Genomic DNA, 15,069 nt, shown 5'->3' on the forward strand with positions numbered 1-15,069 from the left:
GTATCGCTCGGACTTGCGTCCGTTTGAATCGTTGAAGCAGGTTTTCGAGAACCTGCTTCGTTGTAACCCTGACTGAGAAGCCTTAAAGCTTTTCAATCGCAGACCAGACTGATCTGATCCGTAAAATATGGCGCAGCGGACGGGACTCGAACCCGCGACCCCCGGCGTGACAGGCCGGTATTCTAACCGACTGAACTACCGCTGCTTGTCGGTGGACTTACGTCCGGTGTAGCTATGTTTTCAACTTTGAAACTCACGAAGTGGTGGGTGATGACGGGATCGAACCGCCGACCCGCTGCTTGTAAGGCAGCTGCTCTCCCAGCTGAGCTAATCACCCTTTGCTTCGTTGAGGCCGCGAAATTTACGCACCTAACGAACCTAAGTCAATACCCTGCTTGAAGTTTTTTTAAAATAAGCTAAAAAACAGATTCTAGCGACAAGCCTCAAGCGCCAAGCCTCAAGCGCCAAGCCAAAAACAAAAAAGCGAACCCGTGGGCTCGCTTTTGCTTTCTCTTGCGGCTTGTCGCTTACAGCTTGCCGCTACTCAACATAAATCATCTTCTTGCTCATGCCACCGTCCACGACGAACTCTTGCCCCGTGACGAACCCGGCATTGCGCGACAGCAGCCACGCGACCATTGCAGCCACATCATCAACTGTCCCTACCCTGCCCGCCGGGTGCTGCGCATGATCAGCCTCCGAGAGCGGCTCGGCGCGCCGCACGGAAGGGTCCCGTGCGTCGATCCAGCCCGGGCTGACGGCATTGACGCGGATCTCTGGCCCGAGACTGATGGCCAGTGAGTGCGTCAACGCCAACAGACCGCCTTTACTCGCCGCATAAGCCTCGGTATCGGCTTCTGATTGGCGAGCACGGGTTGACGTCAGGTTGATGATGCTGCCCGCATGGGCACGCAAATACGGAGCGCAGTGCTTGGCCAATAGCATCGGGCCGCTGAGATTGATCCCCAACACCCGATTCCAGTGCGCCAGGCTAAGGCTTTCAAGCGTGGTGTTGTGAGGATCGGCGATCGCCGCATTGCAGACCAGTGCATCGAGGCGACCGAACTGACCAATGACCTCGGCCACCCCCGCCGCCACCTGCTCCTCGCTGGCAACATCCATGGCGATGAAGATGGCGTTGTCGCCCAGCGTCTCGGCAACCACAGCGCCACGCGCACGATCGACATCCACCAGGACAACTTGCCAGCCCTCGGTAATCAGCCAGGCAGCAATACCCAGACCAATCCCGCGAGCTGCACCCGTCACCAAAGCCACCCGCCCGTTACTGGTGCTGGCGGCTTCCATTACCCAATCATTCACAGTGCTGCCAGACCACGCGCCAGATCCGCTTTCAGGTCAGCAACATCTTCCAGACCTACAGCAACCCGGATCAGACTGTCGCGAATACCCGCAGCTGCACGCTCCTGAGGCGCCAGACGACCATGGGACGTGGTGCTCGGATGCGTGATGGTGGTTTTGCTGTCGCCCAGGTTAGCGGTGATCGAAATCAACCGGGTGGCGTCGATGAAGCGCCATGCGCCTTCTTTGCCACCCTTGACCTCGAAGCTCAAAACCGCGCCGAAAGCCTTCTGCTGCCGCTTTGCGAGAGCATGTTGCGGATGGCTTTCGAGACCGGCGTAATGCACCTTCTCGATGCCGTCTTGCTGCTCCAGCCACTGTGCCAGCTCAAGAGCACTGGCACAGTGAGCGCGCATGCGCAGGTTCAGGGTTTCAAGGCCCTTCAGGAAGATCCAGGCGTTGAACGGGCTCAGCGTCGGCCCGGCAGTGCGCAGGAAGCCGACAACTTCTTTCATCTGTTCGCTGCGACCGGCAACCACACCGCCCATGGAACGGCCCTGGCCGTCAATGAACTTGGTGGCGGAATGCACCACCATGTCAGCACCCAGCGCCAGCGGCTGCTGAAGCGCTGGTGTGCAGAAGCAGTTATCGACTACCAGCAGGGTGCCTTTGGCGTGAGCGATTTCTGCCAGAGCGGCGATATCGACCAGTTCCGCAAGAGGATTGGATGGCGATTCAACAAACAGCATCTTGGTGTTGGGTTTGATAGCGGCATCCCAGCCAGCCAGTTCGGCCAGCGGCACGTAATCCACTTCAACGCCAAAACGCTTGAAGTACTTCTCGAACAGACTGATGGTCGAGCCGAATACGCTCCGGGAAACCAGCACGTGATCGCCAGCGCTGCAAAAGCTCATGACAACAGCCATGATCGCGGCCATGCCGCTTGAAGCGGCAACGGCCTGCTCGGCGCCTTCCAGCGCGGCGATACGCTCTTCAAAAGAGCGCACCGTCGGGTTGGTGTAGCGCGAGTAAACGTTGCCCGGCACTTCGCCTGCGAAACGCGCAGCCGCATCGGCGGCTGAACGGAACACATAACTTGAGGTGAAGAACAGCGGATCGCTATGCTCGCCTTCCGGCGTGCGGTGTTGACCGGCACGCACGGCAAGCGTGTCGAAACCTACGCCTTCAAGGTCGCTGTCCAGCCGACCGGCATCCCATTCCTGAGTCATGCGCCCTCTCCCTGATAATTAGTTGTTGTACAGATCGATGATCGCACTCACCGCCTGAGTCTTGACCTTGGAGGCGTCGTTACGCGCCTGCTCGATCTTGTTCAGGTAATGCTCGTCGATATCACCGGTCACGTACTTGCCGTCGAAGACCGAGCAATCGAAGTTATCGATTTTGATCTTCTTGCTACCGCTGACCGCTTCGATCAGGTCATTCAGATCCTGATAGATCAACCAGTCGGCACCGATCAGATCGGCAACGTCCTGCGTGGTGCGGTTGTGGGCAATCAGTTCGTGAGCGCTTGGCATGTCGATACCGTAGACGTTCGGGTAACGAACGGCCGGCGCAGCAGAGCAGAAGTAAACGTTCTTGGCACCGGCTTCACGGGCCATCTGGATGATCTGCTTGCAAGTGGTGCCGCGCACGATGGAATCGTCCACCAGCATGACGTTCTTGCCGCGGAACTCCAGTTCGATGGCGTTGAGCTTCTGACGCACGGATTTTTTACGCGCCGCCTGGCCAGGCATGATGAACGTACGGCCGATGTAGCGGTTCTTGACGAAACCTTCGCGGAACTTGACGCCCAGGTGATTCGCCAACTCCAGCGCCGCCGTACGGCTGGTGTCCGGAATCGGAATAACCACGTCGATGTCGTGATCCGGACGCTCGCGCATGATCTTGTCAGCCAGCTTCTCGCCCATGCGCAGACGCGCCTTGTAAACCGAGATGCCATCGATGATCGAGTCCGGACGCGCCAGGTAGACGTGTTCGAAGATGCACGGTGCGTACTTTGGATTGGTCGCGCACTGACGGGTGTGCAGCTTGCCATCTTCGGTGATGTAAACCGCTTCGCCTGGTGCCAGGTCGCGAATCAGGGTGAAACCCAGTACGTCCAGCGAGACGCTTTCGGAGGCGATCATGTACTCAACGCCTTCGTCGGTGTGACGCTGACCGAAGACGATCGGACGAATAGCGTCCGGGTCCCGGAAACCGACGATACCGTAACCGGTGATCATCGCGACCACGGCGTAACCGCCACGGCAGCGCTTATGCACATCGGTGACTGCCGCGAAAATGTCTTCTTCGGTCGGCTGCAATTTGCCGCGCACGGCCAGTTCATGGGCAAAAACGTTGAGCAGCACTTCCGAATCGGAATTGGTGTTGACGTGGCGCAGGTCAGATTCGTAAATCTCTTTGGCCAGTTGCTCAACGTTGGTCAGGTTACCGTTGTGCGCCAACGTAATGCCATACGGCGAGTTGACATAAAACGGCTGGGCTTCGGCCGAAGTCGAGCTGCCCGCAGTTGGATAGCGCACATGACCAATACCCATGTGGCCAACCAGACGCTGCATATGGCGTTGGTGGAACACATCACGAACGAGGCCGTTGTCCTTGCGCAGGAATAACCGGCCATCATGGCTGGTTACGATACCGGCAGCGTCCTGGCCGCGGTGTTGGAGGACGGTGAGCGCGTCATACAGCGCCTGATTGACGTTCGACTTACCGACGATACCGACGATGCCACACATGCGACACAACCCCTACTTAGTGGAACTGGATTTACCGAGCACTTCCTGCGGCATTGTAGGCGGCAGGAGGTGTTCCTTGAACGGCAGTTCAGCAGGTACGCTGACTCCGCTGGCGAGCCACTTGCTGGACATCCCGAGAATCAGGTTTTTCGACCAGTCAGCGACCATGAGAAATTGCGGCACCAACCTCGATTGCTGCCACCATTGATCCTGTTGTACCGGCCCCAGGCTCAACAGCCCGACAGCCACTACTACAAGCAAGCCTCCGCGCGCTGCGCCAAAGACCATGCCGAGAAAGCGATCGGTCCCGGAAAGCCCGGTGACACGAATCAGTTCCCCAATAAGAAAGTTGATCATTGCGCCGACCAGCAAGGTGGCGACAAATAGAATAGTACAGGCCGCAATAACCCGAAACGACGGCGTTTCGATGTAATTGACCAAATAACCTGATAATCCCGCGCCAAACATCCAGGCGACAACACCTGCAATGATCCAGGTCACCAGCGACAGGGCTTCCTTGACGAAGCCGCGCTTGAGACTGATCAGAGCGGAGATAGCGACGATCGCGAGGATCGCCCAGTCGACCGGGGTAAAGGGCACGTTTGAGCCTGCAAACAGATAAGGCGGCGCATTTTAGCAGAGCGCTCACCTGCCGGTAAGCGACATTTCCGGCCCAGGCTGTGAAAACTACTGCAGGCTGGGCAACTTCGTCGCTACGCGCGCAATACTGCGTTAAAAGCAGGCGAAAAATGCTCATTTAGAACACTAGAGTCGGACGCGACCCCGGCCGTTTTTCGCCTACTTGATTCGCTCCGCTCACCCTCCGGGCCAGCCTGCGGCTGTTACTCGCTCCGCTCGTTGCGCCTTGTCTTGCCGTCGCTCGCTACGTTTCACACAGTCTGGGCGGCATACAATCATCTGAAAAGCATCAACCCTGCTCAGGCTGAAAGCGCACCACAATGCCCTTGAGCTTCTGCTGTTTGTCGAGTTGATCGCGCAGGCGATCAGCTTCTGCACGCTCGATCAATGGCCCCACAAACACCCGGTTCACGCCGCCCGCAGTACGGATATAGGCGTTATAGCCCTGGGTACGCAGGGTTTTCTGCAGATTGTCGGCGTTAGCCCGATTGGACATGCTCGCCAACTGCACAGACCAGCTTACCGACAGACCGTTCGCGTCGACACCTGACGGCGTGGCTGGTTTGGCAGCCGCTTGTGCTGGCGGAGATGCTGGCGCTGGCGTCGGAGTTGGCGGGGTCGCTGGCTTGGTAGCCGGTTTGGCTGCAGCGGGGGTCGCAGGCTTTACCTCGGGCGGAGCGGGAGCGATCGGCATCGAGGGTGCCTGGGTTTGCGCCGCTATTTCATCATCGCCAGGGACAGGTTCCTGAGTTGGAACCTGCGGCTCGGGAACCGGAACCGGCTGAACCTGCACTTGAGGCGTCACGGGCGCTTGCGGCGCAGCAGGCGCATCGACCTGAACATGACGCGTTTCGTCCTGACGCGTGAACAGCATCGGCAGGAAGATCACCGCCACGGCGATCAGCACCAGCGCGCCGACCATACGCTGTTTGAATACGTTATCCAGCAGAGCCATTTGCAGCTTCCTCTATGGCGTGCCGGGTCAACCATTCCAGGGCCTCGGCAACACAGTAAAAAGACCCGAACAGCAAAATCTCGTCATCGGCTGTGGCGTGCGCGCATTGGGCTTCCAGTGCTAACGCGACACTCTGATAGGACGTCACGTGCGCGCCAAGGTTCTGTAGTGCCACCTGCAAATCGGCCGCAGACCGGCTGCGCGAAGTCGGAAGCGGCGCAACCGCCCAATCATTGATGCTGGAAGCCAGCTCCGCAACGACACCTTCCAGCTCTTTATCAGCCAGCAGACCAAATACCGCCAGACGCTTGCCCGCCACCGGACGTTGAGCCATACGTTGCGCCAGGAAGTGTGCGGCGTGAGGGTTATGCCCCACATCCATCAGCAGGTTCAGGCGCTTGCCGTGCCAGCTGAAAGAGCGACGATCCAGGCGCCCTATAATCCGCGTATCAAGCAACGCAGCACTCACCTGCTCAGGCTGCCACGCGAGATCCAGCAGTAGATAAGCCTGCAAAGCCAGTGCGGCGTTTTCCATGGGCAGGTCGAGCAGCGGCAGGTCGCGCAACGCCACCGGTTGCCCCTGCCCGTCGCGCCCCGTCCAGCTCCAGCTGTGTTCATTGATCGAAAGATCGAACTCACGTCCACGCAGCATCAGTGGACAACTGAGTTTTCGAGCCTGATCAAGCAGCGGCGCGGGAGGATCGAGATCGCCGCACAGCACCGGACAACCGTCACGAAAGATACCGGCTTTCTCGAACGCAACAGACTCGCGGGTATCACCCAGCCAGTCCGCATGATCAACACCGATACTGGTCACAACCGCAAGATCGGCATCAATGAGGTTGACGGCATCGAGACGACCACCGAGGCCGACCTCAAGCACTGCCACATCAAGCGCTGCCTGCTCGAACAACCAGAAGGCTGCCAGCGTACCCATTTCGAAATAGGTCAGCGTGACATCGCCACGGGCAGCCTCTACAGCCGCGAACGCATCGCAAAGTTCAAGATCAGTCGCCTCAACGGCCTGCACCTGTACACGCTCGTTGTAGCGCAGCAAATGCGGAGAGCTGTAGACACCGACTTTAAGGCCCTGAGCACGGAGCAAAGAAGCCAAAAAGGCACAGGTCGAACCCTTGCCGTTGGTGCCTGTTACCGTAATCACCCTGGGCGCCGGCCGGGTCAGGCCTAATTGCTGCGCAACCTGACGCGACCTGTCCAACCCCATATCAATGGCAGATGGATGCAACTGCTCAAGATAGGCGAGCCAGTCGCCCAGGGATCCTGGCGTCATACGTTGGCTGGCGCCGGAGGAACGATTACAGGTTCCAGAACCGGAGCGACGAACTTCGGCGTCGGCAGGTTCATCATCTGTGCCAGCAAGTTGCCCAGACGCTGACGCAGTTCCTGACGATGAATGATCATGTCGATTGCACCGTGCTCCAGCAGGAACTCGCTGCGCTGGAAACCTTCTGGCAGTTTTTCACGAACGGTCTGTTCGATAACACGAGGCCCGGCGAAACCGATCAGTGCCTTTGGCTCGGCGACGATAACGTCACCCAGCATGGCCAGACTCGCGGAAACACCACCGTAAACCGGATCGGTGAGCACGGAAATGAACGGCAGGCCTTCTTCACGAAGACGGGCCAGTACGGCCGAGGTCTTGGCCATCTGCATCAGCGAGATCAGCGCTTCCTGCATGCGCGCACCGCCGGAAGCGGCGAAGCAGATCATCGGGCAGCGTTTTTCCAGCGCATAGTTGGCAGCCTGAACAAAACGCTCGCCGACAATGGCGCCCATCGAACCACCCATGAAGGAGAATTCGAAGGCAGACACCACAACCGGCATACCCAGCAGCGAGCCGCTCATGGAAATCAGCGCGTCTTTTTCGCCGGTCTGCTTCTGTGCACCAACCAGGCGATCCTTATACTTCTTGCTGTCGCGGAACTTGAGACGGTCAACCGGCTCCAGTTCAGCGCCGATCTCGGAACGGCCCTCTTCATCCAGAAAGATATCCAGACGAGCACGAGCGCCGATACGCATGTGGTGGTTGCACTTGGGGCAAACGTCCAGGGTCTTTTCCAGCTCTGGACGATAAAGCACCGCTTCGCAGGATGGGCATTTATGCCAGAGGCCTTCAGGAACCGAGCTTTTCTTGACCTCGGAACGCATGATCGAAGGGATCAGTTTGTCTACCAACCAGTTGCTCATGCTTTATTTCTCCAGTACCGGTGGCTCGAACGCCGGGTGATTCAGCACCCTGCGCATGCCCTTTAACTAATTCGTAAATGACTTGAAGCTGCTTGCCTGAGGCTGTCACATGGCGTGCCCAGCCTGGTGCACAGCTTCAATCGTGATTCAACAACCGTGGCGAGACCATTCGAACCTCACCCGTAAAAAACTGCCCGCATATCCGGGATGTCTGCCTGTCGTACAGACAGGGTTATGGACGGTGGCCGACGAAAACCCGTCACATCGAACCGCCATCAGCAGCCGTGCACCGCGCTCATGAACGCGCGAATCTTGTCATGATCCTTGATGCCGCGGCTCTTCTCCACCCCGCCACTGACGTCCACCGCGTACGGCCGGACCTGGGTAATAGCCTGAGCCACGTTGGCCGAGGTCAGGCCACCGGCCAGAATAATCGGCTTTTCCAGACCGCTCGGGATCAGCGCCCAGTCGAAAGTTTCGCCAGTACCACCCGGAACACCCGCGACGAACGTGTCAAGCAGGATACCGCTGGCCCTTGAGTACAAACGGCAACTGGCAGCGATGTCGTCACCAGCCTGCACCCGCAACGCCTTGATGAACGGACGATGATAGCCGTCGCACTGCTCGGGCGTCTCATCACCATGGAACTGCAACATGTCCAGCGGCACTGCATCCAGGGTTTCGTTGAGTTCACAACGACTGGCATTGACGAACAGGCCGACCGTGCTGATAAACGGCGGCAACGCTGCAATGATTGCCCGCGCCTGCTGAACACTGACCGCTCTAGGGCTTTTAGCGTAAAACACAAAGCCGATGGCATCGGCACCCGCCTCAACGGCAGCCAATGCATCTTCTATGCGGGTAATCCCGCAGATCTTGCTGCGAACGGCTGACATGTAAAGAAAACCTCAAGCCTTTCGGGAAAGGCCGGATGTTAACAAATGCTGTTACAGGCGTCAGCCGTCAAGTTCCGAGAAGCCTGTGAGAAAGTGCGGCCCGATATAGCGCTCGGGCAATGGGAACTCGTCGCGGTACTCAACCTGCACCAGATACAGCCCGAACGGATGAGCCGTAACCCCTCCGGTGCGACGAACCTTGCTCTCCAGCACTTCACTGGCCCATTCAACCGGACGCTCCCCCGCCCCGATAGTCATCAGCACGCCAGCAATGTTACGCACCATGTGGTGCAGAAACGCATTGGCACGCACATCGATGACGATCATCTTGCCGTGCTGCGTGACCCGCAGATGATGCAACTGTTTGATCGGCGACTTGGCCTGACACTGCCCGGCACGAAAGGCACTGAAATCATGAGTCCCCACCAGGTACTGCGCCGCCTGGGCCATACGCTCGACGTCCAGCGGACGATGGTTCCAGGTGATTTCCTGATTCAGATGCGCCGGGCGAATCTGATCGTTGTAGATGACGTAGCGATAGCGTCGTGCGATGGCCTTGAAGCGGGCATGGAAATCAGCGGGCATCACCTTGGCCCAACTGACACTGATGTCATGGGGCAAGTTGATATTCGCGCCCATCACCCAGGCCTTCATTGAGCGCTGAGCCTGGGTATCGAAATGCACGACCTGCCCACAGGCATGCACACCGGCGTCGGTTCGACCGGCGCACATCAAAGACACCGGCGAGTCGGCGACTTTCGACAAGGCGTCTTCGAGGGTTTCCTGAACGGTCAGCACTCCAGAGGCCTGACGCTGCCATCCCGAATAGCGCGAGCCCTTGTACTCGACGCCGAGCGCTATTCGGGAAAAGCCTTCGGCAGCCATTTCGGCAGCCGGGTTATCTATGTTCGCCAAGAGGTAAAAGCCTGTCGGATTGCAAAATGGCGGCCATTATAGGGCCGTCGAAAAAAGACGCCACGTGCCCGACGCCATAAATGCAAACGGCCGCATTAGCGGCCGTTGCAGTACAGCTGGGTCAGATCAGGCAAGACGAGAGAGCATGTCACGCGCCTCGGTCTTCTGACCGTCATCACCTTCGGAGACAACCTCATCAAGGATGTCGCGAGCGCCGTCGCTATCGCCCATCTCGATGTAGGCGCGCGCCAGATCGAGTTTGGTAGCGGCTTCATCGGTGCCTGCCAGGAAATCGAACTCCGGCTCGTCATCCATCGCAGCCATGTCATCAGCCGTGAAGCTTGGCGATTCGAAAGGCTCGGCCATAGGCGGATGCTCAAGATTCTGCGACAAACGCTCCAGCTCGGCGTTTACGTCGTCGATCTCGGAAGCAAACGCCTGAGCAGCAGGATCGGATTCAATTTCGTCCGACAGCGACAAATCGAAATCATCCGGCAAGTCCAGATCGTGCTCTGGCTCAGGCTCCACAACAGGAGTCGCTTCTCCCAGATCCAGAGGCTCACTGTCCAGACTGAGCAGGAAGTCATCTTCCGTGGTCAGCGCAGGCTCGTCCTCGGCCAGATCCAGATCGAAATCAGCCAGATCATCAGACGCACTGGCAACAGGCGCTTCAGTCTGCTGCTTCAACAGCGATTCAAAGCTCGGCTCTTCTTCAGCGGCTACCGTCGGTGCATCCAGCTCAAAATCAGCTACATCAGCCGGCGCGCTCAGATCAACCACGTGCTCGGGTGAGGCTTGCTCCAGATCATCGAGACTCAGATCGAAATCATGCTCGAAGTCATCGACAGGCGGAACAACGGCTTCCTCAGCTGGAGCAACAGCGACCGGTTCTGGTTCCAGCTCTGGCTGTGGCTCCGGTTCAAACACAGGTTCTGGTTGCACTTCCAGAACCGGAGGCTGCGGCCCATCTTCATCAAGCAGCAGCTCTTCAACGTATTTCGCATCCAGCTCAGCAGCCACTGCAGCCGCAGTGGCTGTTGCCGCCGCAGCCACAACAGCTGCGGTAACCATGGTCGGGTAACGACTCTTTAGCTGCTCGACCTCAGCTTGATGCTTTCCCCGTGCCACCACTTTGCGCTCATGCACCGCAAAGGCTTTGGTGTTGCCTTGCTCTGCGTAGATTTCCATCAGTTTCAGACGGATATCATCGCGAGCCGGATCTTCCTTTACCGCCTCTTCCAGCAATTCAACTGCCTGATTCATACGGCCGTAAGCGATATGAATTTCAGCCTGAACCAACGGATCGGCAGGACGCTCTTTTGAACCACCAGCAGGGCCCGGCGGCGCCATTGCCACGTTAGGCGAAGCAACACCCAGACCTTCGAAGCTGGCTTGCGGCAACTCCATATCCATATCGGAAACGAAATCCGACTCTTCAGCCAGTGCACGCGCCATACGCTTGTGCTTCTCGGCTTCGGCCTTGGCGTTACGACGGCGAGCCAGGAACAACATCAGCAGAAGCAGGAACAGCACCACAGCGCCACCGATGATGCCAAGCACTACCGGATTGCTGAGCAACTGTTTGAATGCGTTATCCGCGTCGGATTCTGGCTCAACCACCGGTTCAACGGCCAACGGCTGGTCTGCGCCGGGCGCGGTGACCTGAGCGGCCCCCGCTGGCAGCGCATCTTCTGGCGCGATTTCACCTGGTGGTTTGGCGGCGGCTTCAGGGCTGCCTGGAGGGGCCACTACGGCTGCCGGCATGGCCGAATCAGCAGGAGTCGCAGCTGGAGTTGCGGGAGGAACAACACCTCCGGCAGCCTGCATTTTAGCGAGTTGATCGCTTTTCAGCTGGATCAGACGCTGCATTTTGTCGAGCTGACTTTGCAGGTCGTTCATGCGGCTTTTGAGTTCCGCGTTATCACGACGTGCGGTGTCCAGGTTTTCCTGAGCCACGGCCAGCTTGTTGCTTAATTCTTTTTCAGTTGCCGAGCCTTTACCCGCAGCGTTCGATCCTGCTGAAACGAGGCTCAGGTTATCGCCTGCTTCAACGCGGGAGGGTGCCGCTCCGGCACGATCTCGCCGGGTTGCATCTACCTGGCGAGCGCCGGTTGAGGTTCTGCGCCCCTGACGCCACGCCTGATTCTGCGCAGCGACTTCAGTGATCGCTTGAGGCTGAGGCATAGTGGTCGACTGCGATGGCGTCGGCAGTCGCAATACCTGACCTTTCTTCAGGCGGTTGATATTGCCGCCGATGAACGCATCAGGATTCAGCGCCTGAATGGCCAGCATCGTCTGCTGCACGGTACCGCCGTTGCGATTTTTCTCGGCAATTTCCCACAGCGTGTCGTTATTGCTGGTGGTGTATAGAGCAGGCTTGGCATTGGCTTCCGCAGCAGGTGCCGGAGCACTTGGCGCCTGAGTTTCAGGTGTGGGTGCCGGAGCCGCAGGCTGCTCGGCAGTCGGCGCCGTCGAAGGCAACTGCGTCTGGGGAGTGGCAGCCGGTGCCGAAGCAGCCGCTGCAGCCGCCGCTTCCGGAGAATATTTAGGCGGATCAAGCAGCAAGCTGTACTCGCGCAGCAGCCGACCATTTGGCCAGAGCACCTGAACGAGGAATTTTACGAAGGGTTCACGTACCGGCCTGCTGGAGGTGATACGCAAAACACTCTTGCCACTGGCATTGATCACCGGCGTAAACGTGAGATCGCTGAGAAACGCCTGACGGGTAACCCCGGCCTGAGCGAAATCGGCGGTCGTCGCCAGACTTGGCACGACTTGCGAGGCATTCAGGCCCTGCGCTTCCGTCAATTCGATTTCAGCTACCAGCGGCTGGTTCAGGGTCGACTTGACCGACAATTCCCCAAGCCCCAGCGCATGCGCCATTCCAGATGACAGCGCCGAAGCCGCAGCAATTGCTAAAACCAGTTTGCGAACCTGAACCATAGCCCATCCCTTGTTAAAAAATTCCTCGGCATCCGAGAGGTAAAAAGTACTCATCTCAGGTGCTTGGAGGACACGCCTGGCTAGAATGATTCTTCAAATTGAAGCCAAGTATCTTTTACACATAGTCTTTTATCAACAATTCAGCGACCTGCACAGCGTTGAGAGCGGCACCTTTGCGTACATTATCCGACGTGACCCACAGATTTAACTGACAAGGATCGTCGATTCCGCTCCGAACGCGTCCTACATAAACAACGTCCTGCCCTACAGCATCACCGACTGCAGTCGGGTAATCGCCCACTTCAACCAGCTCAATCCCGGCCGCCGAATCCAACGCCTTGTTGACGGCTACAAGGTCGACAGGTGCCGCCGTTTCCAGCGAAACCGTGAAGCTGTCGCCAAAGAACACCGGCGCCTGCACGCTCGCAGCGGAAACCTTCAGTAAAGGCAGAGCCAGCAACTCTCGCAACTCCGCGACCAAACGCTTTTCCAGCGGCACATGCCCCTCAGCATCCGGAGCGCCCACTTGAGCCAGCAGATTAAAGGCCATTTGCCGATCAAAAAAGCGCGGCTCCAGCGGGCGGACATTGAGCAACTCGGTGGTCTGGCGCGCCAACTCAGCAACGCCTTCACGGCCCTGACTGGACACCGCCAGACACGCGGTGACGTTGACCCGCTGGATATCCAGAACAGCCAGCAACGGCGTCAATGTCAGCGCCAGCGCTGCCCCGGACGGACTTGGGCTGCCTACTTGAAACGGCTTACCGTATGACTCGATCAGTGCGCCATTGATTTCGGGAATAACATTTGGCGCTTCGTCCGGGGACAACCCGCCAGACAGATCGACAACCGAGCACCCGGCCGCCGTTGCACGTGCAGCATAGCTGCGGGTCACTGCCGGACCGGCAGCAAAGAAAGCCACCTGCGCCTTGCTGAAATCGAACTCATCGACCTCACGCACCCGCACATTTTTGCCCCTGAAAGGCACGGAGTGACCGGCCGACTCAATGCTGGCCAGCAAATGCAATTGCGCAACAGGGAAGTCACGCTCTTCGAGAATCTGGACGATGGTTTCGCCGACAGTACCGGTGGCGCCGATGACGGCAATATCAAAGGACTGATTCATGCAAAAACCTCAGGTAAAACGGGGAGCGGCACTTTAACCGCCGAGTACAAAGCAGGCAATTGACAGGGCTACTTATCGATTCATGGCTCAAGGCCTATGGGAAAGAACTCCCCGCGACTCCAGACACCCAGCCAGCGCTGACCGTCGATGTCACGGGGGACCGCCAGCTCTACCAACTGGTAGAACACATTGCGATGGATCAAGGCCTCCAGATTGGCCCGCACGTGAACATAAGGTGCGGGTTCCTCGGTCTGTGGATCAATCAGCACCCGTAGCGGATGCTCAGGCCCCGCTTCGGTCTCATCGTCAACATTGGTAGAGAAACGCAGGCTCTGATGCTCGCCCTCCCCTTCAACGGTCAGACTGATCGCCACAAAAGGCGCATCGTCGACACGGATACGGACCTTTTCTACCGGAGTAATCAGGAAATAATCATCACCGTCCCGGCGCATGATGGTGGAAAACAACCGGACCATCGGTTTGCGACCAATCGGCGTCCCCAGGTAATACCAGGTGCCGTCCCGGGCGATACGCATATCGATATCGCCGCAGAAATCCGGATTCCACAGATGAACAGGCGGCAGCCCTTTGCTCGTGGGGATCTGCGCCAACAGATCATTGGCCTTGCCCGGACCGGTCATTGCTTGCTCCTTAGCGGCTCAGACCCAACAGGCTACGAGCGTATTCCTCAAGCGGCGGGCCGAGCAAATCTTCTGGTTTATTGTCGTAGAACGTCAGCAATCCGCCACGGATACGGATACGCGCCGTATCAATCAGGTAGCGAGTGCTGGTTTCGATCAGCATGATCTGGATCACACCATTATCAATACCCAGTCGATCCAGCGCTTCCTGGTCAGACCATTCATCGGTATTGCCGATACGATCGTCAGCCTTGGCAAAACGAGTGTAGAGCAAGTAGTGGGCACCGAAACCACGAGCCTCGGTCATTGCCTCGTCCAGCCCAAGCGGTGCACGGGCGCGACGGACCATGGGAAAGTATTCAACGAAGCCATTAAAGGCTTCTTCCGCCACAACATTCTGTTTGGGACTGGGGCTGGAGTTAGGCGGCACGAACGCGCCTTGGGCGATGTAGATGAATGAATCGGCCTGTATACGCCAGTTGCCGATACGGCGGGTTTCGCCATGATCGAGAACCCCGGCATCACTCAGTTGATCCTTGGCGCCTTGAGCCAGATCACTGACTTTCATGCAACCACTCAACGCCAACAGCGCCAGTAACAGAACCAGGCTACGCATTATTCCCCTCCCAGATGCCGGTGACGGAAAACCGGCGAATGGTCGTCGGATGCAGCTTCCGAGCCAGACAGCACC

General features: G+C 58.1%; 13 protein-coding genes and 2 tRNA genes. All 15 read right to left on the reverse strand.

Translation table 11 applies throughout. The features are described from left to right. Nucleotides 1–128 precede the first annotated feature (128 nt). Nucleotides 129–205, reverse strand: a tRNA-Asp gene (locus AUC61_RS18895). Nucleotides 206–261: 56 nt separating this feature from the next. Next, nucleotides 262–337, reverse strand: a tRNA-Val gene (locus AUC61_RS18900). 203 nt (nt 338–540) lie between these two features. Beyond that, a complete protein-coding gene (locus tag AUC61_RS18905; protein ID WP_243247696.1) occupies nt 541–1,305 on the reverse strand; it encodes an SDR family oxidoreductase in 765 nt (254 codons plus the stop codon). Nucleotides 1,306–1,316: 11 nt separating this feature from the next. After that, nucleotides 1,317–2,528, reverse strand: a complete 1,212-nt coding sequence (locus tag AUC61_RS18910) for an O-succinylhomoserine sulfhydrylase (protein WP_243247697.1) — start codon at nt 2,526–2,528, stop codon at nt 1,317–1,319. Between the two features lie 18 nt (nt 2,529–2,546). Next, nucleotides 2,547–4,055: an amidophosphoribosyltransferase gene (gene purF, locus AUC61_RS18915; protein ID WP_111755670.1), complete on the reverse strand. Its 1,509-nt coding sequence runs from the start codon at nt 4,053–4,055 to the stop codon at nt 2,547–2,549. Nucleotides 4,056–4,067: 12 nt separating this feature from the next. Next, nucleotides 4,068–4,655, reverse strand: coding sequence for a CvpA family protein (locus AUC61_RS18920; protein ID WP_243247698.1), 588 nt, complete (start codon nt 4,653–4,655; stop codon nt 4,068–4,070). Nucleotides 4,656–4,983: 328 nt separating this feature from the next. After that, on the reverse strand, nt 4,984–5,649 hold the full coding sequence (locus tag AUC61_RS18925) for an SPOR domain-containing protein (RefSeq protein ID WP_243247699.1): 666 nt from the start codon (nt 5,647–5,649) through the stop codon (nt 4,984–4,986). After that, the gene (gene folC, locus AUC61_RS18930; protein WP_243247700.1) at nt 5,633–6,940 is read right to left on the reverse strand and encodes a bifunctional tetrahydrofolate synthase/dihydrofolate synthase; all 1,308 of its coding nucleotides are present in this window, start codon (nt 6,938–6,940) and stop codon (nt 5,633–5,635) included. Before folC ends, AUC61_RS18925 begins: the two co-directional genes overlap by 17 nt. Beyond that, entirely contained in the window at nt 6,937–7,857 is a 921-nt protein-coding gene (gene accD / locus AUC61_RS18935) for an acetyl-CoA carboxylase, carboxyltransferase subunit beta (protein ID WP_243247701.1), read from the reverse strand. The genes folC and accD overlap by 4 nt, the downstream gene beginning before the upstream one ends. A 275-nt stretch (nt 7,858–8,132) precedes the next feature. Next, complete coding sequence (locus AUC61_RS18940) at nt 8,133–8,753, reverse strand: phosphoribosylanthranilate isomerase (protein WP_243247702.1); 621 nt, start codon at nt 8,751–8,753, stop codon at nt 8,133–8,135. A gap of 60 nt (nt 8,754–8,813) precedes the next feature. Next, on the reverse strand, nt 8,814–9,638 hold the full coding sequence (gene truA, locus AUC61_RS18945; RefSeq protein ID WP_243247761.1) for a tRNA pseudouridine(38-40) synthase TruA: 825 nt from the start codon (nt 9,636–9,638) through the stop codon (nt 8,814–8,816). Between the two features lie 156 nt (nt 9,639–9,794). Continuing rightward, nucleotides 9,795–12,611, reverse strand: a complete 2,817-nt coding sequence (locus AUC61_RS18950) for a motility hub landmark protein FimV (RefSeq protein WP_243247703.1) — start codon at nt 12,609–12,611, stop codon at nt 9,795–9,797. Between the two features lie 115 nt (nt 12,612–12,726). Continuing rightward, a complete protein-coding gene (locus AUC61_RS18955) occupies nt 12,727–13,737 on the reverse strand; it encodes an aspartate-semialdehyde dehydrogenase (RefSeq protein WP_243247704.1) in 1,011 nt (336 codons plus the stop codon). 80 nt (nt 13,738–13,817) lie between these two features. Then, on the reverse strand, nt 13,818–14,378 hold the full coding sequence (locus tag AUC61_RS18960) for a DUF1285 domain-containing protein (RefSeq protein WP_243247705.1): 561 nt from the start codon (nt 14,376–14,378) through the stop codon (nt 13,818–13,820). Between the two features lie 10 nt (nt 14,379–14,388). Further along, nucleotides 14,389–14,994 carry a DUF4823 domain-containing protein gene (locus AUC61_RS18965; RefSeq protein ID WP_122664931.1) on the reverse strand — a complete coding sequence of 202 codons (606 nt, stop codon included), beginning with the start codon at nt 14,992–14,994 and terminating at the stop codon, nt 14,389–14,391. Between the last annotated feature and the right edge of the window lie 75 nt (nt 14,995–15,069).

Source organism: Pseudomonas maioricensis (assembly GCF_022790535.1).
GTDB classification, from domain to species: Bacteria; Pseudomonadota; Gammaproteobacteria; order Pseudomonadales; family Pseudomonadaceae; genus Aquipseudomonas; species Aquipseudomonas maioricensis.

Coding starts and splice junctions, on each gene's coding strand:
- AUC61_RS18905 (WP_243247696.1), bottom strand. CDS start 1,305: ATGGAAGCCGCCAGCACCAGTAACGGGCGGGTGGCTTTGGTGACGGGT.
- AUC61_RS18910 (WP_243247697.1), bottom strand. CDS start 2,528: ATGACTCAGGAATGGGATGCCGGTCGGCTGGACAGCGACCTTGAAGGC.
- purF (WP_111755670.1), bottom strand. CDS start 4,055: ATGTGTGGCATCGTCGGTATCGTCGGTAAGTCGAACGTCAATCAGGCG.
- AUC61_RS18925 (WP_243247699.1), bottom strand. CDS start 5,649: ATGGCTCTGCTGGATAACGTATTCAAACAGCGTATGGTCGGCGCGCTG.
- folC (WP_243247700.1), bottom strand. CDS start 6,940: ATGACGCCAGGATCCCTGGGCGACTGGCTCGCCTATCTTGAGCAGTTG.
- accD (WP_243247701.1), bottom strand. CDS start 7,857: ATGAGCAACTGGTTGGTAGACAAACTGATCCCTTCGATCATGCGTTCC.
- AUC61_RS18940 (WP_243247702.1), bottom strand. CDS start 8,753: ATGTCAGCCGTTCGCAGCAAGATCTGCGGGATTACCCGCATAGAAGAT.
- truA (WP_243247761.1), bottom strand. CDS start 9,638: ATGGCTGCCGAAGGCTTTTCCCGAATAGCGCTCGGCGTCGAGTACAAG.
- AUC61_RS18950 (WP_243247703.1), bottom strand. CDS start 12,611: ATGGTTCAGGTTCGCAAACTGGTTTTAGCAATTGCTGCGGCTTCGGCG.
- AUC61_RS18955 (WP_243247704.1), bottom strand. CDS start 13,737: ATGAATCAGTCCTTTGATATTGCCGTCATCGGCGCCACCGGTACTGTC.
- AUC61_RS18960 (WP_243247705.1), bottom strand. CDS start 14,378: ATGACCGGTCCGGGCAAGGCCAATGATCTGTTGGCGCAGATCCCCACG.
- AUC61_RS18965 (WP_122664931.1), bottom strand. CDS start 14,994: ATGCGTAGCCTGGTTCTGTTACTGGCGCTGTTGGCGTTGAGTGGTTGC.